Raw genomic sequence first — 19273 nt, 5'->3', positions numbered from 1 at the left:
GGGGTCGTGGCACGAGGCGACGGACTCCTGACTCATGACCTCCTCCCCGGTGAGAAGGGGCCGCAGGACTCCTGCGGCGTCTTCGGCGTCTTCGCCCCCGGCGAGGAGGTCGCCAAGCTCACCTATTACGGGCTGTACGCGCTGCAGCACCGTGGGCAGGAGTCGGCCGGCATCGCCGCCTCCAACGGCTCGCAGATCCTCGTCTACAAGGACATGGGACTGGTCTCCCAGGTGTTCGACGAGGCCGCCCTCAACTCCCTGACGGGGCACATCGCGATCGGGCACGCCCGCTACTCGACGACCGGCGGCTCCGTCTGGTCCAACGCCCAGCCGACCCTGGGGCCGCGTCGCGACGGCACCGTCGCCCTCGCCCACAACGGCAACCTCGTCAACACCCACGAGCTCGTCGACCTTCTCGCCGAGCGCACGGGGGGCACCGCCCGCCGCGCGGGCGAGATCGCGCGCGGCAACACGACCGACACCGCGCTCGTGACCGCGCTGCTCAACACGCCCGGCGAGCTCTCGGACTCGCTGCGCGACCTCATGCCCCACCTGCGCGGCGCCTACTGCTTCGTGCTCATGGACGAGACGTCGCTCTACGCCGCGCGGGACCCCCAGGGCATCCGGCCTCTCGTGCTCGGGCGCCTCGAGCGCGGCTGGGTCGTGGCGTCCGAGACCGCCGCCCTGGACATCTGCGGCGCGAGCTTCGTGCGCGAGATCGCGCCCGGCGAGATGATCACGATCGACGAGCAGGGCCTGCGCAGCGAGCAGGTGATCGAGCCCCAGCCCAAGGGCTGCGTGTTCGAGTACGTCTACCTCGCCCGCCCCGACACCCGCATCGCGGGGCGCAGCGTCAACGAGTCGCGCATCGAGATGGGCCGCCAGCTCGCCCGCGAGCACGCCGTCGAGGCGGACCTCGTGATCCCGACGCCGGAGTCGGGCACCCCGGCCGCGATCGGCTACGCCCAGGAGTCCGGCATCCCGTACGGCCAGGGCATGGTCAAGAACGCCTACGTCGGGCGCACCTTCATCCAGCCCAGCCAGACCATCCGCCAGCTCGGGATCCGGCTCAAGCTCAACCCTCTGCGCGAGGTCATCGCGGGCAAGCGCCTCGTCGTCATCGACGACTCGATCGTGCGCGGCAACACCCAGCGCGCCGTCGTGCGCATGCTGCGCGAGGCCGGCGCGGCCGAGGTCCACGTGCGGATCTCCTCGCCGCCCGTCCGCTGGCCCTGCTACTACGGGATCGACTTCGCGAGCCGCGCCGAGCTGATCGCCAACGGCCTCGACGCCGACGAGATCGCCCGCTCGATCGGGGCGGACTCCCTCGGCTTCATCTCCGAGGACGGCATGATCGCCGCGACCCGCCAGGAGCCGGAGCACCTGTGCACCGCCTGCTTCACCGGCACCTACCCGGTGCGGCTGCCCGATCCGTCGCTCCTGGGCAAGAGCGTGCTCGAGCTCAAGCGGGGCGGCGCCGAGGCGGCCGCGCGCGAGGCCGAGCTGCACCCGGTCGGCGCCGCCTCCGAGGCCCCGAGAACCTCGCCCCGCGCCGCCGACCGCACCGAGGAGCCCGCCCGATGACGACACCCGCCCCGACCGGCGCGATCACCTATGCCGGCGCCGGCGTCGACACCCGCGCCGGCGACCGCGCCGTCGAGCTGATGAAGGAGGCCGTCGCGGCGACGCACGGGCCCGAGGTGCTCGGCGGGGTCGGCGCCTTCGCCGGCCTGCTCGACGTCTCGGCGCTCAAGGACTACCGCCGCCCGCTGCTCGCCTCGTCGACCGACGGCGTCGGCACCAAGATCGCGGTCGCCCGGGCCCTCGACGTGCACGACACGATCGGCCAGGACCTCGTGGCGATGGTCGTCGACGACATCATCGTGGTCGGGGCGCGGCCCCTGGCCATGACCGACTACATCGCGTGCGGACGGGTCGTGCCCGAGCGGATCGCCGACATCGTGCGCGGCATCGCCGAGGGCTGCCGGATCGCCGGCTGCGCGCTCGTGGGCGGCGAGACCGCCGAGCACCCCGGGCTCATGGGGCCCGACGACTACGACGTCGCGGGCGCCGCCGTGGGCGTCGTCGAGGCCGACGCCGTGCTCGGCCCCGAGCGCGTGCGCGCGGGCGACGTCGTGATCGGCATGGACTCCTCGGGCCTGCACTCCAACGGCTACTCGCTCGTGCGGGCCGTGCTCGCCGCGCGCGGCTACGGCTGGGAGCGCCACGACGACGAGCTGGGCCGCACGCTCGGCGAGGAGGCCCTCGAGCCCACCCGCATCTACACCGCGGACCTCCTGGACCTGCTGGGCTCGCCCGCGGGAGCCGGCCTGCACGCCCTCAGCCACGTGACCGGCGGCGGACTCGCCGCGAACCTCGCCCGGGTGATCCCGGCGGGGCTCGGTGCCCGCATCGACCGCGGCACCTGGACGCCCGGCGCGATCTTCTCGCGCCTGGGCGCGTGGGGCTCGGTGCCGCTCGCGGACCTCGAGGCCACCCTGAACATGGGCATCGGCATGGTCGCCGTGGTCGCCGAGGACGAGGCCGACGCGACGATCGCGCACCTGGGCGCCCGAGGCCTCGGCGCCCGCGCGATCGGCGAGATGCTCGCGGATGACGAGCTCCCCGCCGCCGCGGGGGACGACGTGCTCACGCGCGGCGCCAAGGGCGTCGACGGGGGAGCGGTGCTCATGTCCGGGGTCCACCCCGGCCGGGGCTGAGCGGCAGAGCGCGAGGCCCTCGCCTAGCCACCACACGGGCCCGGAACAGAAGGGCCCCGGCGTCCCCAGAGGAGACAACCGTGGAACACATCTCGATCGCCGGCCGTCCGGAGCCGGTGCCCGTCTCCGCGGCGGCCGAGAGGATGCTGCGCGAGCGCCTCGAGGAGGCCCGCGGGTCGCGCGGGGACGCACCGGCCGACGGCCTGGAGGCGCTCGTCGGCCAGCGCATCGGCGTGCTGCTCGAGGGCGGCATGCCCAGCATCGACGTGGCGACCATGCGCGCGATCGTCGACCACGTGGAGCTTCCCGCCGAGGACGAGGAGGAGCCCACCGGCATCGGCCGCGCCCTGCAGGGGATCAGGGACAAGCTCGCGCAGCGGGGTGGTCCGGCCCGGTGACGGGGCGGTCGTCACGGCGACGGCCCCCGGCGGGCCCGGACGCACGCACATGACGGAGGGGCGACCTCGCGGTCGCCCCTCCGTCATGTGTGGTCTCGCCCGTGAGCGCCGGCGGCCCGAGGGCCGCGCGCCTCAGCGGCGGCGTGATGCCGGTGACGGAGCCCAGTCGTCCGTGTCGTCGTCGGATTCCTCGACCTCGTCGTCGAAGTCCTCGGCGTCGTCGTACTCGTCGTTGGCGGAGGAGGACTGCAGCTCGCGCTGGAGAGCCGAGAGATCGGTGGGCGGGCTGTAGTACTTCAGGTCCCGCGCCACCTTGGTCTGCTTGGCTTTCTGTCGGCCACGACCCATGGATCTGACCCCCTGTGCGTCGTCTGTCCGGACGCGCAAGAGCGCGTTCAATGGCGTTGTTCGAAGTCCAAGGGTACATCGTGACGCGCGTGCACCGGAAACCGTCGGTACCACGCACCCCGACCGAGTGCGAGAGTATGCAGGGGGCGGGATGGACAATCGCCTACCAGGAAGTAACATGACAGACCTGCGCCTCATGCGGACCTCCGCCGGGGCGCGGTCCTCGACGGCGCGACGCCGGACGGGGACCCTCCTCGACGGCGAACGGAGACCCGGGACGGACGGGTCGGCGCCGATGCGCGGAGGCCATGGCTCCAGCACCGGGGCCCGAACTTGTCTCCGCGAGGCCCGACGGGCCTCGCGACGATCCTCTCCACAGGAGGCAGAAGTGCCCATCGACCCGCAGCGACGCGACGCGCCCGAGGAGACCCCGGAGGCCCTGCTGACCCCGGCCGAGGTCGCGAAGCTCTTCCGGGTGGACCCGAAGACCGTCACCCGCTGGGCCCAGGCGGGGAAGCTGTCCTCGATCCGCACGCTCGGCGGCCATCGCCGCTATCGGCACGACGAGGTCATGAGCCTCCTCGAGCGGAGCCAGGCGGCCCGCACGGCCAGCTGAGCCGCCCCATGCCCGCCTGGACGCCCGACCCGGTCCTCGGAGCCGGCTACGTCCAGTGCGAGATTCCCCTCGGGGAGGACGACGAGGGTGCGATCCTCGCCACGGTCCTGCACCGCGAGCCCGACCGCCCGGTCGCGCCGGACCGCCTGCCCGTGCTCGTCCTGCACGGCTGGTCCGACTACGTGTTCCAGCGTGAGCTGCTCGAGTACCTCGCCGCCCGCGGCCTCGACGTGTGGGCCCTGGACCTGCGCAAGCACGGCCGCAGCCTGCGCCCGTGGCAGACGGCGACCGACGTCGCCTCGCTCGAGGACTACGACGCGGAGATCGGGGCGGCCCTCGACGCGATCGGCCGCGATCGTCGGCCGCTCGTGCTCGCGCACTCGAGCGGGGGCCTCGTCGCGGCGCTGTGGGCGATGCGCCATCCCGGCGAGCTCACGGGGCTCGTCCTGAACTCGCCGTGGCTCGAGTTTCACCTGCGCGCCGCGGGCCGACGCCTCACGCTGCCCGTCGTGCGCCGCCTCGCGCGCCGCCACCCCCACCGCCCGGTCCTGCCGCCCGGCCCCGACCACTACGCCCGCTCCCTCCACGAGGACTTCGGCGGCGAGTTCGCCTTCGACCTCGAGTGGAAGCCGCCCGGCGGCCACGCCTTCCCCGCCTCGACGATGGCGGCCGTGCTCGAGGGGCAGGGACGCCTGCACGAGGGCCGCGTGCTCGAGCCCGTGCTCGTGCTGCACGCGGGCAGGTCCCGCTTCCGCCGGCGCTTCGACGAGGACATGCGACGCAGCGACGTCGTGCTCGACGTGACCGGCATGGACGCGGCCGCGCGCCGGCTCGGGCCGCGCGTCGAGGTGGCCGTGATCGACGGGGCCCGCCATGACGTGTTCCTCTCCGAGCCCGACGCCCGCGAGCGCGCGCTGCACGCGCTCGACGCGTGGCTCGACCGGCTCCGGACGGCCGATCCCGCATGACGGGCGACCCCCGGGCCATGCGGGAGCTCGCGCAGACGTTCCGCCGCGCGGCCGACCGCCTCGTGCTGCTGCGCCTGCGCCTCGCCCACCGCCTCGCGGGCCCGACGGATGCGGCCGAGGCGGCGGAGCCGCTCGGGCGATGGAGCCCCGAGCACGCGCCGCGGCTCGGCGAGCTCGCGGGCCGGCTGCGTGGCGCCTCGCGCGCGCTCCTGGACGCCGCCGAGGCGATCGAGCGCACGCACGGCTCACGCCTGGGCGGCTACGGGGGAGCGGGGTACCTGGGCTCGGGCGACGAGGCGTTCCGGCGCCTCCGCGCCTCCGCTCGGCAACCCCGGGAGCGGCCCGGGACCGGCGAGGTCCTGGAGGGGCTGGCCGCCGGGCTCGGCGCCCCCGTCCTGCCCGGGCGGGTCGCCTCGCACCGGCTCGGCCTGCCCACGCCCGAGCCGCGCGACGAGGAGTAGCCGGGCTCAGCGGCCGCGCGCGAGCGGCCGCAGCGCGAGGGCGAGCAGCCCCAGCAGCACGGGGGTCAGCAGCGTCGTGACCGAGACGAGCACCGCGGCCGAGGCCGCCGCCCCGGCGTCGAAGCCGAGCGCGATGAGCGCCGCCGCCGAGCCCGTCTCCGCGATGCCCGTGCCGCCCGGGGTCAGCGGGATCAGCGCGAGCAGACGCCCGAGCGCGAACACGGCGACAGCGAGCGGCAGCGGCACCTCGAGGCCCACGGCGTCGAGGGCCACGACGAGCGCCGCGAACTGGCACGCGCGCACGACGAGCGGCGGCAGCAGGATGCCGGGCGTGTGGGCCCGCAGCCGCAGGGCCGCCTCGTCGCGCCGGGCCAGGACGGTGGCGGAGGACCACGAGGAGCCTCGCGCGCCCAGGAGCGCTCCGAGGCCGTCGAGCACGCCCGTGAGGAGCGCGGCGAGCGTGCGGCGCCGCACGAGCAGGACACCGGCGACGAGCGCCGCGGCGCTCAGGGCCGCGAGCACCCAGACGGCGGCGACCGCGCCCCCGCCGAGGGCCCCGGACCCGCTCAGCGCGTACCCGAGGGCGCCCGCGGGTGCGAGGAGCAGGCCCGCGCCGAGGTCCGCGGCCGTGATGAGCGCCACCCCGACGACGAGCGCCGCGGCGCCCACGCCCCGTCGGCGGCCCGCCGCGTACAGCAGGCCGAGGGCGAGGGTCGAGCCGCCCGGCACGGTCACCGAGACGGCCGTGCTGAGGGCCGACAGGGGGACAGCATCGCGCCGCGAAAGGCCCGCGACCGCCGCGGACAGCCCGAGCGCCCCGGCGCCGAGCGCGACGAGGGCGAGGACCGGGAGCAGGGCGAGCGCACCCGCCGGCGCGGCCGCGACCACCTCGGCGATGCGCCTCCAGGAAGTGCCCGTGACGGCGGGCAGGCCCCAGCCGAGCAGGACGAGCGCGAGGACCACCGAGGCCGCGGTGAGCACGACGGTGCGTGCGGAGATCCGCGAGGTCTCGGGATGCTCCGGGCCGCTCATGGCCGACAGTCTGGCATGGCCGCCCCGGCGCCGGCTCGGCGTCCTGACCTGCGACGGAGGGTGGCACATGCCACGCGACGGCCTCCCGGACCGGGCCGTCGCGCGATCCTAGGGTGGAGGCATGAACATCCTGCTCGGCATCGTCGTGGTCCTGCACATCGTGTGCTGGGCCGTCGCCCTCGGCATCTGGGCCGCCGCCGCCCGCACCCGCGAGCCCGCCAAGGGCATGGCGCACGCCGCGAGCGGCGCCGTCGTCTTCGGCCTCGTCGCCATGATCATCGCGATGGCACAGTACCCCGGAGGCCACCTCTTCTACACCCTCAAGCTCGTCTTCGCGATCGTCGCGATGGCCTGCTCGTGGATCGCCGCGAGCCGCGGCAAGGAGACGAGCGCCGTCGTCTGGTACGCGATCCCCGTGAGCGTGCTCGTCAACATCGTGATCGGCGTCTTCCACATCGGCGGCTGACGCGCACGCCTCCGGCCTCGTGCGCCCCGCCCCGTCCCGCCTGCGCGGGTCCCGGGTGTCGGGGCGTCCGCCTATCCTGGACGGGCCATGAGCTCACTGTTCGACGACCTCTCCCTGCCCGACGCCTTCCGCCGCCTCGACGGCGTCCAGGTCGGGCCCGCTGCGCACCCTGCGGGCGGCCCCTCGCCCTCCTCGGACGACGCCCCCTGGGACGAGGAGCCGCCGCCGGAGGAGGACGAGCTGCCACCCGACGGCCCGCCCCAGCCCGAGGAGGACCCCTTCGCCGGTCGCGAGGCCGCCCGCCCCGCCTGGGGAGGCGCCGACGCCTCGGCCCTCGCCGAGCTGACCGACGGGCTGAACCCGCCCCAGCGCGAGGCCGTCGAGCACCGCGGCAGCCCTTTGCTCATCGTCGCGGGCGCCGGCTCCGGCAAGACCCGCGTGCTCACGCGCCGCATCGCCCATCTGCTGCGCTCGGGCGAGGCCCTGCCCGGCGAGATCCTCGCGATCACCTTCACCAACAAGGCCGCCGCGGAGATGAAGGAGCGGGTCGAGGACCTCGTCGGCCCCGTCGCCCGTTCCATGTGGGTCTCGACCTTCCACTCCGCGTGCGTGCGGATCCTGCGCCGCGAGCACGCCGCCGCGGGCCTCAAGAGCTCGTTCTCGATCTACGACTCGGCGGACTCGCTGCGCCTGATCACGAACATCGCCAAGGACCTCGGGCTCGACACCAAGAAGAACCCGCCGCGCGGCATCGCCCGGCGCATCTCGACCCTCAAGAACGAGCTCATGGACCCGCTGGACGTCGCCGACCATGCCGAGGCCGCGAAGGATCCGTGGGAGCGCTCGGTCGCGCAGATCTACACGGCGTACACCGAGCGGCTGCGCCAGGCCAACGCCGTCGACTTCGACGACCTCATCGGCCTCACCGTGGTGCTGCTGCGCGAGAACCCCGCGATCCGCGAGAGCTACCGGCGGCGCTTCCGGCACGTGCTCGTCGACGAGTACCAGGACACCAACCCCGCGCAGTACGCCCTCGTGCGCGAGCTCGCGGGGGAGGACCCGCGCGCCGACCTCACCGTGGTCGGCGACTCCGACCAGTCGATCTACGCCTTCCGCGGCGCGACCATCCGCAACATCGTCGAGTTCGAGCAGGACTTCCCGTCGGCCCGCACGATCGTGCTCGAGCAGAACTACCGCTCGACCCAGAACATCCTCGCGGCCGCCAACGCCGTGATCGAGGAGAACGAGGGCCGTCGCAAGAAGAACCTGTGGACCGCCGAGGGCGACGGCGAGAAGATCACGCTCTACGTCGCCGACGACGAGCAGGCCGAGGCCCGCTACATCGGCCGGCAGATCGACGCCCTCGTCGACGACGGGCGCCGCGCGGGCGACATCGCGATCTTCTACCGCGCCAACGCCCAGTCCCGTGCGCTCGAGGACCAGCTGATCCGCGTGGGCCTCCCGTACCGCGTGGTCGGCGGCACCCGGTTCTACGAGCGCCGCGAGATCAAGGACGCGATGGCCTACCTGCGGGTGCTCGCCAACCCCGACGACGAGATCAACCTGCGCCGCATCCTCAACGTGCCCAAGCGCGGCATCGGGGACCGTGCCGAGGCCGCCGTCGCGCTCCTCGCGGAGCAGGACCGCATCGGCTTCGCCGAGGCGCTGCGGCGGGCCGACGACGCGCCCGGCATCGCCACCCGCTCGCTCGGCGCGATCCGCACCTTCGTCTCGATGCTCGACGACCTGCGGGCGATGGTCGAGGCGGGGGAGGGCCCGGCCGCGGTGCTCGAGGCGATCCTCACCCGCTCCGGCTACGACGCCGAGCTGCGCGGCAGCGACGACCCGCAGGACGAGTCGCGGCTCGAGAATCTCGCCGAGCTCATCTCGGTCGCGGCGGAGTTCGAGGCCCAGGTCGAGGCGGGCGAGGCGGCCGCGAGCGAGTTCGAGGACGAGCCCGACCCCAGCACGACCGCCGGCGGCGCCTCGGAGCAGGAGCGTGCCGCGGACGCCGAGGAGTCGGCCGTGGACCTCCGCCAGGCTCCCGGCGAGGACATCGATCCTCAGGCGGCGCTCGAGGCGGCCGACGACCCCGACGCGTCGCTCGTCGACCAGTTCCTCGAGAAGGTCGCGCTCGTGGCCGACGCCGACCAGCTGCCGGGCGGCGAGGATCAGTTCGTCACCCTCATGACGCTGCACACCGCCAAGGGCCTCGAGTTCCCGGTCGTGTTCCTGACCGGGCTCGAGGACGGCACGTTCCCCCACCAGCGCTCGATGTCCGACCCCGAGCAGCTCGAGGAGGAGCGGCGCCTGGCCTACGTCGGCATCACCCGCGCGCGCGAGAAGCTCTACCTGACGCGCTCGCAGATGCGGGCCGCGTGGGGCGCGCCCCAGTACTTCCCGGCGAGCCGGTTCCTCGACGAGGTGCCCGAGCGGGTGCTCGACGTCGCGCGCGCCGGGTCGAGCCTGAGCGGCAGCGGGTTCGGCGGCGGCTACGGGGGAGGGCGCGGCGGCTTCTCGCGCGGGCCCTCGGTGACCGGGGTGGGCGTCGGCGGCGCGAACCGCCGGGACATCTCGCGCCCGTCGTTCTCCTCGGGTCGCAAGGCTCGCAGCGGGGCCGAGTTGCCCTCCCTCGCGGTGGGCGATCGCGTCACCCACGACTCCTTCGGGATGGGCACGGTGACCGAGGTCAGCGGCACGGGCGACAAGACGCAGGTCGAGGTCCAGTTCAAGGAGCCCCACGGCCGCAAGCGCCTCCTGCTGCGCTACGCCCCCCTCACGAAGTTGTGAGGGCCGGCCCCGCCGGGGCGGGGCCGGCCGGTCGGACGGGGCCGGAACGAGGTCGCCGAGGGTGGGTCGAACGCTGCCGGAGGTGGGTCGAGCGCTGCCGCCGGAGGTGGGTCGTGCGCGACCGCCGGAGGTGGGTCGGAGCGCGTGGCAGGTGGTGCTGCGCCGGCCGGGGGCGCGGGACCGGGCGGGGCGCAGAGGCGCTGGCTGTCGCCTGTCGGCCGTCGGCTGTCGGCGCCATGACGGGCGTCGAGTGAGCAGGTCGACCGGGTCGTCGCGCCGTGGCATCGACGAGATCGCACTTTCCGGCGGAATTCTCCGAGAATTCCGCCGGAAAGTGCGATCTCGATGCGTCGTGCGGCGTCGAGAACGGGCTCTTCACAGATGAGGGTGTAGCTGTGGTGCGACCTAGGGCGGCGCGTCGGTGTCGGGGTGAGGGTCGAGGTCTTCCGATGATGGGAGTTCTCACACAACCCGTCCGGAAGACCTCGACGTGCCTGACGCTACCTTCACGCGCCCTGACCTGACTACCTTCACCCGCCTCGACGGCCTCGGTCTGGAGGTCACCGGCCAGCTGCTCGAGCCTGACCGGTCCGTGCTGGCGTGCCGGGTCGTGAAGCCGGACGACTGGTGCAGGCGGTGCGGCTGCCAGGGCGTGCCCCGTGACACGGTGAGCAGGGAGTTGGCGCACGAGCCGTTCGGGTGGCGCCCTACCACGCTGGTGCTCACCGTGCGCCGCTACCGCTGCAAGGAGTGCTCGCACGTGTGGCGTCAGGACACCACCGCTGCGGCGCCGCCGCGGGCCAAGATCTCCCGCGCCGGCCTGCGGTGGGGTCTGGTCGGGATCGTCGTCGGCCACCTGTCGATGGCCGGAGTTGCCGAAGGACTGGGCGTGGCGTGGAACACCGCCAACGACGCGGTCCTGGCTGAGGGCCGGCGTCTGCTCATCGAGGACCCGACCCGCCTGGACGGTGTCAAGGTCGTCGGGGTCGATGAGCACGTGTGGCGGCACACCCGGCGCGGTGACAAGTACGTCACCGTGATCATCGACCTCACCCCGGTCCGGGACGGCACCGGGCCCTCACGCCTGCTGGACGTGGTCGAAGGTCGGTCGAAGAAGGCGTTCAAGGACTGGCTGGCCGAGCGGGACCAGGCTTGGCGCGATGGGATCGAGGTCGTGGCCATGGATGGGTTCGCGGGCTTCAAGACCGCCACCACCGAGGAGCTGGCGGACGCCGTCACGGTTATGGATCCCTTCCACGTCATCCGGTTGGCCGGGGACGCTCTCGATGAGTGCCGCCGCCGAGTCCAGCAGGAACTGCACGGACACCGCGGACGCAAGGGCGACCCGCTCTACACCGCGCGGCGGACCCTGCACACCGGGGCTGACCTGCTCACCGACCGCCAGCACGAGCGCCTTGACAAGCTCTTCGCTGGGGACCGGCACGTGCACGTCGAGTGCACCTGGGGGATCTACCAGCGCATGATCTCCGCCTACCGTCACCCCGACCGGGCAGCCGGCCGCGTCGAGATGAACTCCGTGATCGGTGCCCTCGCCGACAGTGTGCCTGAGGCGTTGGTAGAACTGCGCAAGCTGGGCCGCACCCTGACCAGACGCGCCTGCGACGTCCTGGCCTACTTCGACCGGCCGCGCACGAGCAACGGACCTACCGAAGCCGTGAACGGTCGCCTCGAGCACCTGCGTGGCCTGGCCCTCGGCTTCCGCAACCTCACCAACTACATCGCCCGCGCACTCCTCGAAGCCGGCGGATTCAGACCACACCTACACCCCGAATTGTGAAGAGCCCGAGAACGCTCGGCACGGCGATCTCGATGAATCGCTCCTCGCCAACGTTGCGCGTGGAGTCGCCATCTGGTCCGTCGATGGCGAGTTCTCCGGCACGGGCCTGTCGCGTTGAGTGAACGGTGTTGGTGCTGGTGCTGGTGCTGGTGCTGGTGCTGGTGCCGGTGCTGTGGCCGGGCTGTGTCGCCAGGGTTCTGCTTGCGATCAGGCGGTGCTCGTCGCGCCCCCGCGCCCTCGCGCCGCGCATATACCGCCGACGTCGACCGCGGATGCCACGCTGTTTTTTCCCCCGCATTCCCTCCCCATGCAGAGTTGTCCACATTCTCGAAAAGGGCTCCGGGGTGGGGTCCGTTTGTCAGACCCCCTCGGAAGAATAGGGAGCATGACGACGATGCGGGATGATTCGAGGGCCGAGGGTCCGGAGCGCGATGAGCGCGCCCGGGCGCTGGGTGCGGATGGTTCTGCGCTGCCGGCGGGCTCTGGGCGTGGTGCGTCCCCTGGCCCCGAGCGCGACGGCGCAGTGCCCCTGCCCGATGGGTCTGCGGTGCCTGTTTCCTTCCCGTCTGCTTCTGCGGGTGCCGGCAGCGGACCGGCCGCCCTCGCTGGCGATGCGCTGACGGACGTTCTCGCTCAGGCGAAGAATCTCAGCCGCGCCGGTGCCGCGCGGGAGGTCGTGGCGTCGATCATCGCGGGTGCTCTCGCGGCGGTGGAGGCTCCCTTGGCGATGCGTGATGCCCTGACCGACACCGAACCGGGCTCTGCCGCGGAGGCTCTCGGTGTGGTCGGGGTGATCGATCAGCTCCGCTCCACCCTCGCCGCTCTCGATGCGACCTGGCAGGTCATGGCCGCGACCCGGATCACCGACGCCGACGCCGCACGGGGGGTTCCTGCGGCGGAGCAAGGGCGTGCGGCCGCGCAGGAACTCAGCCTGGCACGCCGGGTCTCACCGTCGGCGTCGTCGATGTCTCTGGCTGCGTCACAGCGCCTGGTCACCCAGCTTCCCGGCACGTTCGCCCTGCTCACCTCGGGGCGGGTCACGGAGCAGCAGGCCCGGGCCATTGCGGTTGCCCTGGATGACGTGGACCCTGACATCGCTGAGTCCATTGATGAGGTCTTGACCGCGGATCCCGCGCGCCTGGTGGGTGTGGGCACACGCCGTCTGGGGGCAGAAGTCCGTGCTCAGCGGGACGCGAAGGACCCAGATGATGCCCGGCGCCGGGCCGCACGAGCTGCGCGGGGACGGTGTGTGCGGACGCGCCTGCTGGAGGACCACATGGTCGCGGTGACCGCGACCGTGCGGGCCGTGGATGCCAGCGCGGTGATCAAAGCCCTCCGCGCCGAGGCCGAAGCCCGCCGTGCCCAGGGGTCGATCGACGGGGTCCGGGCGCTCGAGGCTGATGCTCTGGTCGACGCGATCACCGGCGGTGATCGGGCATGGGACCCGTTTGTCTCGGGCGAGTCGCTGCCTGATGCTCAGTTCGAGGGCGTACCGCTGCCCGGTGGAACGACGGTGCTCGATACGGACGGGCGCGGCGAGATGCTCGATGACACGCGCGATCATGACGTTCCAGGCCTAGACCAGGAACGCGAGTCCGACACCTCAGACCACAACCACCGTTCGACGGATCGCTACCGGCACCGGCGCATCACCATCGGCGTGGTCATCACCGACCGTGCACTCCTGGCCCCGGACGGTGGCGGGGAACTCGCCCACCTCGAGGGCTACGGCCCCATCCCGGCCCACATCATCACCGACACTCTTCGTGGGAGCCCACCGGGGTACAAGAACAAGCCGGGGTGGGATGAGCACCCCGACGCCACGATGAACGCGACCATGAGACGGCTGTACACGCACCCCAGAACGGGTGAGCTGGTGGCGATGGACTCTCGTGCCCGGGCGTTCCCTGCGCCGTTGGAGCAGCTGGTGCGGTGGAGGGAGTCGACGTGTGCGAGTCCGTGGTGCAACGCGACCGTCCGGCACATCGACCACGTCACCCCACACGCTGACGGTGGGGCCACGTCCTACAAGAACGCTCAGGGACTCTGCGTCCGCTGCAATCTGCTCAAGGACCACGCGGGCTGGATCGTCACCCCCACCCGCACCGGTGACGGCGCGCCGACGGTGACGTGGGCGAGTCCCGGCGGCGCGACTACCACCTGCCGCCTCACGCCCCTCGGACCCGTCGGACCCCGCGAGAACACCGTCGATCCCTCGAATGTCGAGGCCGGGAGCCCCGAAGCCCACAGGACCAGCACCACGGGTGGCACCGCCGACCGTCCACCGGACTCCACAGCCACCAGCTCACTGCACGCAGACGACGACCTCGGCATCGATGACCTTCCGACAGGCCCATCCACTCCGGAGAGCGACACCGATGACGCCCCCGGCGCCGAGGCCACCCCGTCGCCCGACCCGTAGAACCTCCGCGCCCCGACGTCCCGGGCTGCAGGGGAGGAGCGACCTGGCTTGAAACGCGGACCCGGAACGACGCCGGTCCCTGATCCCCGCAGCTCACTCCTCGACGACGATGAGCGCCCGGGCACCACGCTCCATGTCGACGACGGCATGGCTCACGGCCGTGTAGGTCCCGCTCGCGGAGAACGTGAGCTCGACGAAACCGCCCTGGGCAGGTCCCAGGTGCAAGGCCTGCGAACCGCCGCCGGTCGCGTCCTCGGCGCGCAGCAGATACGCGCCCTCCGCGAAGACGGTGTCGAAGACACCACCCACCACGTGGAAGCTCATCGAGCGACTGGGCCCGGCCGACATCACCCAGATCCTCGCCCGCTCACCCCGCCGCGCCCGCAGCGGATCGTGCACGTACTGGTTCGCATGCCCGTTCCACAGGATCACATCGGGGCGCTCGGCCGCGATCTTGTCGGCATCGACCTCCTCGCCGTCCGTCCCCAGGTACCCCTCCGACTGGACCAGCACCCACTCGTGATCCACCGGCGCGCGCCCGGCCGGCGGCACGATGACGGCCCCGAACATGCCCGAGGCCAGGTGCACGGACATCGGCATCGTCGAGCAGTGGTAGAGCCACATGCCCGCATGGTCGGTCGTGATCGCGTAGTCGAGGGACTCGCCAGGAGCGATCGTGCGCATCACCGCATCGGGCGACACCGTTCCCGCATGCAGGTCGAGCGAGTGCCCCATCGTGCCGGCGTTCTCGAGATGCACCGTGAGCCCCCGCCCGAGCTCGCCGCGCAGCACCGGCCCCATCACCCGGCCGTTGTAGGTCATCGCACGGATCGAGTGACCCGGCGCGACCTCCTGCACGGCCTCCCGGACCGTGAACGTGATCTCGCCCGTCGGCTCGCGCGGCACGACAGGGTCCCGCGTCACGAACGACGCCGAGGGCGGCTGCGCCAGATCGACGGAGACGACGGTCGAGCCGGTCTCCGTCGCCCCTCCTCGTCCCGCCTCGGAGGAGCCCGAGCCCGCCTCGGCCCCTTGGACGTCGAGGGAGAAGACCATGCCCATGCCGCGATGACCCACGATCGTGCACCAGCCGTCGACGCTCCCGTCGGCGACCTCGACGACGAGGTCCGCGCTCGCTCCCGGCGCGATCCGCCCCGTGGTCTCCCCGGTCGCGAGCAGGAGGTCGTGCGGCATCGTCGGATCGTCGTTGGTCACCGTCAGGACCACTCGGTCCCCGCGGCGCGCCGTCACGCGGTCAGGGGTGAACCGCATGTCGTGCGCCGAGAGCGAGGCGCGCACGGTGCGCCCCGACGGAGCGGCTGCATCGGTGCCCGGCGTCCCGGTGGCCGCCGCTCTTCCCCCGCCCGTCCCACGGTGATCGAGCGCCTGCCCGCCGGCCAGCACGCCGAGCGCGCCGGCCAGACCGAGCGCCGCCCCCGCGCCGACGCTGCGGCGGCCGACCCCGCCGGCTCCCTCACGATCGGCCGGAGCATCGCGCCGTGCGGTGCGCGCCTCTCCGCCGCGGGCCGCGTCGCCCGTCGCCGCACGTGTCGGCGCGACCGTGTCCGTCGGCGTGACCTCACGCCTCGGCGCATCCCCACGCGTCTCCTCATCCCTGCGGACCCGCAGGCTCATGACGACGGCCCGCACCATGAGCGGCACGAACGCGACGAGCACCGCCGCCGCGGCGATCGAGGCGAGCACCCGGGTCCACGAGCCGTCCGCGAGCAGGTAGACGACGAGCGCCAGGTTGTAGAGCACGACGCGCCCGGTCGCCCCGCGCGAGAGCTCGGCGAGGCCGGCTCGCACCGCGCGCGGCCCGCCACCCATCACGGTGGGCATGAGGAAGCTCATCGCCCCGAGCAGCAGCTGGAGCCCGAAGCCCCCGATGAACGGCACCGTGAGCGCCTGCAGATCGGCCTCGCCGAGCTCCCCGCCCACCCCGACCGCGCCCCACGGACCCCACGGCCCCACCCGCGCGCGCACGAGCAGGACCACGGTGACGACGAGGGTCCCCGTCAGCCACATGAGCGCCGCGCCCATGGACAACGGCGGGAACAGCGGCAGCGAGCCCCAGCGGGCCGCGCGGGCCGCACGGATCAGGCCGACGAGCACCACGACGACGAGGGCCGTGTAGGCGGCCACGCCCACCGCGGCGAGAAGGGGCCATCCCAGGAGCGCGCCCGCGATCGTCACCGCCGTCGCGCACGGCGCGCCGACGACGGTGCGGCGCACTGACCGCTCGAGCGACGGCGGCATGCGCACGCGCATCACCGTCGGCCCGAGGGTGACGAGGGTGAGCAGGGCGGTCGTGCCGATGAAGCCGAGCAGGTTCGCCGCCTGGTGCGCGAGCAGCAGCCGGCCCTGCCACCGGGGCGGCGGGCTGAACGCGAGCGCCGCCCCGAAGCCCGCGCCGATCCCGAGCATCGACGCCGCGACCGCATACCCCGTGACCACGCGCGAGAAACGGGCGGCCAGAGCGGCGCGCAGCTGCCGCGCGAGGCTCGCGGCGAACCAGATCATCGTCCCCGCGACGCCCGCCGCTCCGACGGTCGTGACCACGGGCACGGCGAGCAGCATGCCAGCGCAGGTCACGAGGATCGAGAGGGTCAGCGCGCGGATCCGCCGCACCTGCCGGCGCCGTGCGGCCTCGTCGGCACGCGTCCGCAGGAGCGCGTCGGCGAAATGCTGGGCCCAGATCATGACCGACGTCGTCAGCAGCCCCAGGGTCGCCATGTGCACGAGCAGCCAGCGCGCCTGCGGCACCCAGCGGTGCACGAGCGCGAGCACGACGAGGGCGAGCATCCACGCGAGCACCGGACGGGACGCGCGTCGGTGCCACGCGCCGCGGGACAGGGGATCCGGGGACGGCGCGGGGGACAGGGGCGGCATGCTCCCACCGTAGGAGCGGCCGGCGTGCCCGCGGCCGATGAAGGTCCCCGCCCGGTCACCCCGCGCGGTCACCCCTGGAGGGCCCGCCCGAGAACCCCTGCGGGGAGGGGCGCGATCAGCGGCGGCGCCGGCTCCTCGACCGCGGCGCCGGCTCCTCGGCCTCGACCGCCGCGGTCTCGCGTGCCCGGGCCTCACGTGCGCGGGCCTCGTGCTCCGCGGCCTCGCGCGGGTCGAACTCCCGCTCGTCGTCGTCCGCGCTGTCCCACCGCTCGCCGAAGCCGCCGGCCAGGTCGTTGTCCTCGTCGACGGTCGTGTCCGTGCGGGCGAACAGCGCATAGCCGAAGCGCACCACCATGAGCACGAGGATCACCGCGGCGACCGCGGCGAAGGGGATCTGCGCGCCCGTGCGCGTGACGATGAACCAGATCGCGCCGAGCGAGGCGCCGACCAGCACGGCATCGCGGAACGCGTTCTTGAGCCGCTGCCCGAGCCGGGCCCGGCGCGCACGCCGCCCGGCGACGACGGTGTAGGCGGCCGCGGTGCGCCGCGCCCCGTCGCGCGAGCGCCGGATCGCGCGCTGCGCCTCGGGCGCCTGGCGCTGGGCGGTGCTGCGCGCAGCGCGCGTGTAGACCGAGGCGCTCGATCGCGCCGCCGCGCCCTGCTTGCGGGCGGTGTTGCCCGCCGCCTTCGCGTACGTCTTCCAGTCGGCCATCTCAGCTCCTCACGCTCTCCGGCGCCCTCAGCGGTCCTCGTCGCGCCAGCGGATGTCCCCGCCGCCGGTATGGCGGGTCGTGCCGCGGGCCGGCCGGGTCGCGGATCGGCGCCGCGCGCTGCGGGCCCGCGCCTCACCCCAGTACGAGAGTCCGACGTTCAGCGCGAGCGTCAGCAGCACCGACAGGAAGAGGCTCGGGACGGTGGACCGCACGCCCAGCAGGCGCAGCGCGATGAAGAGGACGACGACCGCGACCACGCTGAAGAGGAGCTGATCGCGGATCCGTCCGGTGAAGGACCGGGATCGGGGAGCCACCGCCCCATCGTAGCCGCGCGGCCACCCCGCTCCCTGGGCGAGCCCTCCGGGCACGCCGTGACGTTAGGCTTGCCCTGCTTGCTCTACCAGGGACGGTCCCCCGGTCGCACGGCGATCGGCCGCCCCCTGTCGACATCGAGAGGAACAATCACCCGTGGACCTGTTCGAATACCAGGCCCGCGACCTCTTCGAGAAGCACGGCGTGCCCGTGCTCGGAGGAGTCGTCGCGGAGGATCCCGCGGCCGCCAAGGCGGCCGCCCAGCAGCTCGGCACCCCGGTGGTCGTCGTCAAGGCCCAGGTCAAGACCGGCGGCCGCGGCAAGGCCGGCGGCGTCAAGGTCGCGAAGTCGCCCGAGGAGGCCGAGCAGAAGGCCGCCGAGATCCTCGGCATGGACATCAAGGGCCACACGGTCCACCGCGTCATGATCGCCGCGGGCGCCGACATCGCCGAGGAGTACTACTTCTCCCTCCTGCTCGACCGCGCCAACCGCAACTACCTCGCCATGTGCTCCAAGGAGGGGGGCATGGAGATCGAGCAGCTCGCCGTCGAGCGCCCCGAGGCCCTCGCGCGCGTCGCCGTCGACCCCAACGTCGGGATCGACGAGGCCACCGCCGCCCGGATCGTCGAGGCCGCGGGCTTCGACGCCGAGACCGGCGGCAAGATCGCGCCCGTGCTCGAGAGGCTGTGGGACGTGTATCAGGGCGAGGACGCGACCCTCGTCGAGGTCAACCCCCTCGTCAAGACCGGCGCGGGCGACATCGTCGCCCTCGACGGCAAGGTCACCCTCGACGACAACGCCTCCTTCCGCCACGAGGACCACGCCGCGCTCGTCGACGCCCGGGCCGAGGACCCGCTCGAGGCCAAGGCCAAGGCGCTCGACCTCAACTACGTCAAGCTCGACGGCGAGGTCGGCATCATCGGCAACGGCGCGGGCCTGGTCATGTCCACCCTCGACGTGGTCGCCTACGCCGGTGAGGCGCACGGCGTGAAGCCCGCGAACTTCCTCGACATCGGCGGCGGCGCCTCCGCGGAGGTCATGGCCAACGGTCTCGACGTGATCCTGGGCGACGACCAGGTGCGCGCCGTGTTCGTCAACGTCTTCGGCGGCATCACCGCGTGCGACGCGGTCGCCAACGGCATCGTGGGAGCGCTCGACAAGCTCGGCGACACCGCCACCAAGCCGCTCGTCGTGCGCCTGGACGGCAACAAGGTCGAGGAGGGTCGCCAGATCCTCGCCGACGCCAACCATCCCCTCGTCACGCTCGCGGACACCATGGACGGCGGCGCCGCCAAGGTCGCCGAGCTGGCCGCGAACGGAAAGTGAGCCCCACCCAC

Annotated in this window: 16 protein-coding genes; 11 read left to right on the top strand and 5 right to left on the bottom strand. The window is 73.2% G+C overall.

Going from position 1 to position 19273, the window contains the following annotated elements:
- Positions 1-6 precede the first annotated feature (6 nt).
- From purF to BRM3_RS01185, 3 genes are all read left to right on the top strand, one after another.
- On the top strand, positions 7-1584 hold the full coding sequence (purF, locus tag BRM3_RS01195) for an amidophosphoribosyltransferase (protein ID WP_263594289.1): 1578 nt from the start codon (positions 7-9) through the stop codon (positions 1582-1584).
- Positions 1581-2720 (top strand): phosphoribosylformylglycinamidine cyclo-ligase, encoded by a 1140-nt coding sequence (gene purM / locus BRM3_RS01190; protein ID WP_263594288.1) that lies wholly within the window; start codon positions 1581-1583, stop codon positions 2718-2720. The genes purF and purM overlap by 4 nt, the downstream gene beginning before the upstream one ends.
- Positions 2721-2800: 80 nt before the next feature.
- Complete coding sequence (locus BRM3_RS01185; RefSeq protein WP_263594287.1) at positions 2801-3118, top strand: hypothetical protein; 318 nt, start codon at positions 2801-2803, stop codon at positions 3116-3118.
- Positions 3119-3250: 132 nt separating this feature from the next.
- On the opposite strand, the gene BRM3_RS01180 is transcribed toward BRM3_RS01185, so the two are convergent.
- Entirely contained in the window at positions 3251-3466 is a 216-nt protein-coding gene (locus tag BRM3_RS01180; RefSeq protein WP_263594286.1) for a DUF3073 domain-containing protein, read from the bottom strand.
- A gap of 394 nt (positions 3467-3860) precedes the next feature.
- Between BRM3_RS01180 and BRM3_RS01175 the strand changes: the two genes are divergently transcribed.
- The 3 genes from BRM3_RS01175 to BRM3_RS01165 are packed head-to-tail and all read left to right on the top strand — an operon-like array spanning position 3861 to position 5511.
- Positions 3861-4082 (top strand): BldC family transcriptional regulator, encoded by a 222-nt coding sequence (locus BRM3_RS01175; RefSeq protein WP_263595489.1) that lies wholly within the window; start codon positions 3861-3863, stop codon positions 4080-4082.
- A gap of 8 nt (positions 4083-4090) precedes the next feature.
- Positions 4091-5050 carry an alpha/beta hydrolase gene (locus tag BRM3_RS01170; protein ID WP_263594285.1) on the top strand — a complete coding sequence of 320 codons (960 nt, stop codon included), beginning with the start codon at positions 4091-4093 and terminating at the stop codon, positions 5048-5050.
- Positions 5047-5511 (top strand): hypothetical protein, encoded by a 465-nt coding sequence (locus BRM3_RS01165; protein ID WP_263594284.1) that lies wholly within the window; start codon positions 5047-5049, stop codon positions 5509-5511. Before BRM3_RS01170 ends, BRM3_RS01165 begins: the two co-directional genes overlap by 4 nt.
- 6 nt (positions 5512-5517) lie before the next feature.
- On the opposite strand, the gene BRM3_RS01160 is transcribed toward BRM3_RS01165, so the two are convergent.
- Positions 5518-6543 (bottom strand): flippase-like domain-containing protein, encoded by a 1026-nt coding sequence (locus BRM3_RS01160; RefSeq protein WP_263594283.1) that lies wholly within the window; start codon positions 6541-6543, stop codon positions 5518-5520.
- Positions 6544-6664: 121 nt separating this feature from the next.
- Here BRM3_RS01160 and BRM3_RS01155 point away from each other — a divergent pair, with 121 nt between their 5' ends.
- From BRM3_RS01155 to BRM3_RS01140, 4 genes are all read left to right on the top strand, one after another.
- The gene (locus BRM3_RS01155; protein ID WP_263594282.1) at positions 6665-7009 is read left to right on the top strand and encodes a hypothetical protein; all 345 of its coding nucleotides are present in this window, start codon (positions 6665-6667) and stop codon (positions 7007-7009) included.
- A gap of 87 nt (positions 7010-7096) precedes the next feature.
- Positions 7097-9799 (top strand): UvrD-helicase domain-containing protein, encoded by a 2703-nt coding sequence (locus tag BRM3_RS01150; RefSeq protein WP_263594281.1) that lies wholly within the window; start codon positions 7097-7099, stop codon positions 9797-9799.
- Between the two features lie 490 nt (positions 9800-10289).
- Entirely contained in the window at positions 10290-11597 is a 1308-nt protein-coding gene (locus tag BRM3_RS01145) for an ISL3 family transposase (protein WP_263594280.1), read from the top strand.
- 385 nt (positions 11598-11982) lie between these two features.
- Positions 11983-14019 carry an HNH endonuclease gene (locus BRM3_RS01140; RefSeq protein WP_263594279.1) on the top strand — a complete coding sequence of 679 codons (2037 nt, stop codon included), beginning with the start codon at positions 11983-11985 and terminating at the stop codon, positions 14017-14019.
- 93 nt (positions 14020-14112) lie between these two features.
- On the opposite strand, the gene BRM3_RS01135 is transcribed toward BRM3_RS01140, so the two are convergent.
- From BRM3_RS01135 to BRM3_RS01125, 3 genes are all read right to left on the bottom strand, one after another.
- Entirely contained in the window at positions 14113-16911 is a 2799-nt protein-coding gene (locus BRM3_RS01135) for a multicopper oxidase domain-containing protein (RefSeq protein ID WP_263594278.1), read from the bottom strand.
- A gap of 115 nt (positions 16912-17026) precedes the next feature.
- On the bottom strand, positions 17027-17623 hold the full coding sequence (locus BRM3_RS01130) for a hypothetical protein (protein WP_263594277.1): 597 nt from the start codon (positions 17621-17623) through the stop codon (positions 17027-17029).
- A gap of 27 nt (positions 17624-17650) precedes the next feature.
- Entirely contained in the window at positions 17651-17938 is a 288-nt protein-coding gene (locus BRM3_RS01125) for a hypothetical protein (RefSeq protein ID WP_263594276.1), read from the bottom strand.
- A gap of 154 nt (positions 17939-18092) precedes the next feature.
- On the opposite strand from BRM3_RS01125, the gene sucC reads away from it, so the two are divergent.
- The gene (gene sucC / locus BRM3_RS01120) at positions 18093-19262 is read left to right on the top strand and encodes an ADP-forming succinate--CoA ligase subunit beta (RefSeq protein WP_263594275.1); all 1170 of its coding nucleotides are present in this window, start codon (positions 18093-18095) and stop codon (positions 19260-19262) included.
- Positions 19263-19273 lie beyond the last annotated feature (11 nt).

The sequence above is a fragment of the Brachybacterium huguangmaarense genome, from assembly GCF_025725725.1.
Classification (GTDB): Bacteria; Actinomycetota; Actinomycetes; order Actinomycetales; family Dermabacteraceae; genus Brachybacterium; species Brachybacterium huguangmaarense.
The sequence above is the reverse complement of the archived record's forward strand: the minus strand, read 5'-3'. Positions and strand labels throughout refer to the sequence as shown.

Bases quoted from the DNA above. Each gene is read 5' to 3' on its own strand.
- BRM3_RS01170 (WP_263594285.1), top strand. From the start codon at position 4,091: ATGCCCGCCTGGACGCCCGACCCGGTCCTCGGAGCCGGCTACGTCCAG.
- BRM3_RS01130 (WP_263594277.1), bottom strand. From the start codon at position 17,623: ATGGCCGACTGGAAGACGTACGCGAAGGCGGCGGGCAACACCGCCCGC.
- BRM3_RS01165 (WP_263594284.1), top strand. From the start codon at position 5,047: ATGACGGGCGACCCCCGGGCCATGCGGGAGCTCGCGCAGACGTTCCGC.
- BRM3_RS01150 (WP_263594281.1), top strand. From the start codon at position 7,097: ATGAGCTCACTGTTCGACGACCTCTCCCTGCCCGACGCCTTCCGCCGC.
- purM (WP_263594288.1), top strand. From the start codon at position 1,581: ATGACGACACCCGCCCCGACCGGCGCGATCACCTATGCCGGCGCCGGC.
- BRM3_RS01160 (WP_263594283.1), bottom strand. From the start codon at position 6,543: ATGAGCGGCCCGGAGCATCCCGAGACCTCGCGGATCTCCGCACGCACC.
- BRM3_RS01135 (WP_263594278.1), bottom strand. From the start codon at position 16,911: ATGCCGCCCCTGTCCCCCGCGCCGTCCCCGGATCCCCTGTCCCGCGGC.
- BRM3_RS01140 (WP_263594279.1), top strand. From the start codon at position 11,983: ATGACGACGATGCGGGATGATTCGAGGGCCGAGGGTCCGGAGCGCGAT.
- BRM3_RS01155 (WP_263594282.1), top strand. From the start codon at position 6,665: ATGAACATCCTGCTCGGCATCGTCGTGGTCCTGCACATCGTGTGCTGG.
- BRM3_RS01180 (WP_263594286.1), bottom strand. From the start codon at position 3,466: ATGGGTCGTGGCCGACAGAAAGCCAAGCAGACCAAGGTGGCGCGGGAC.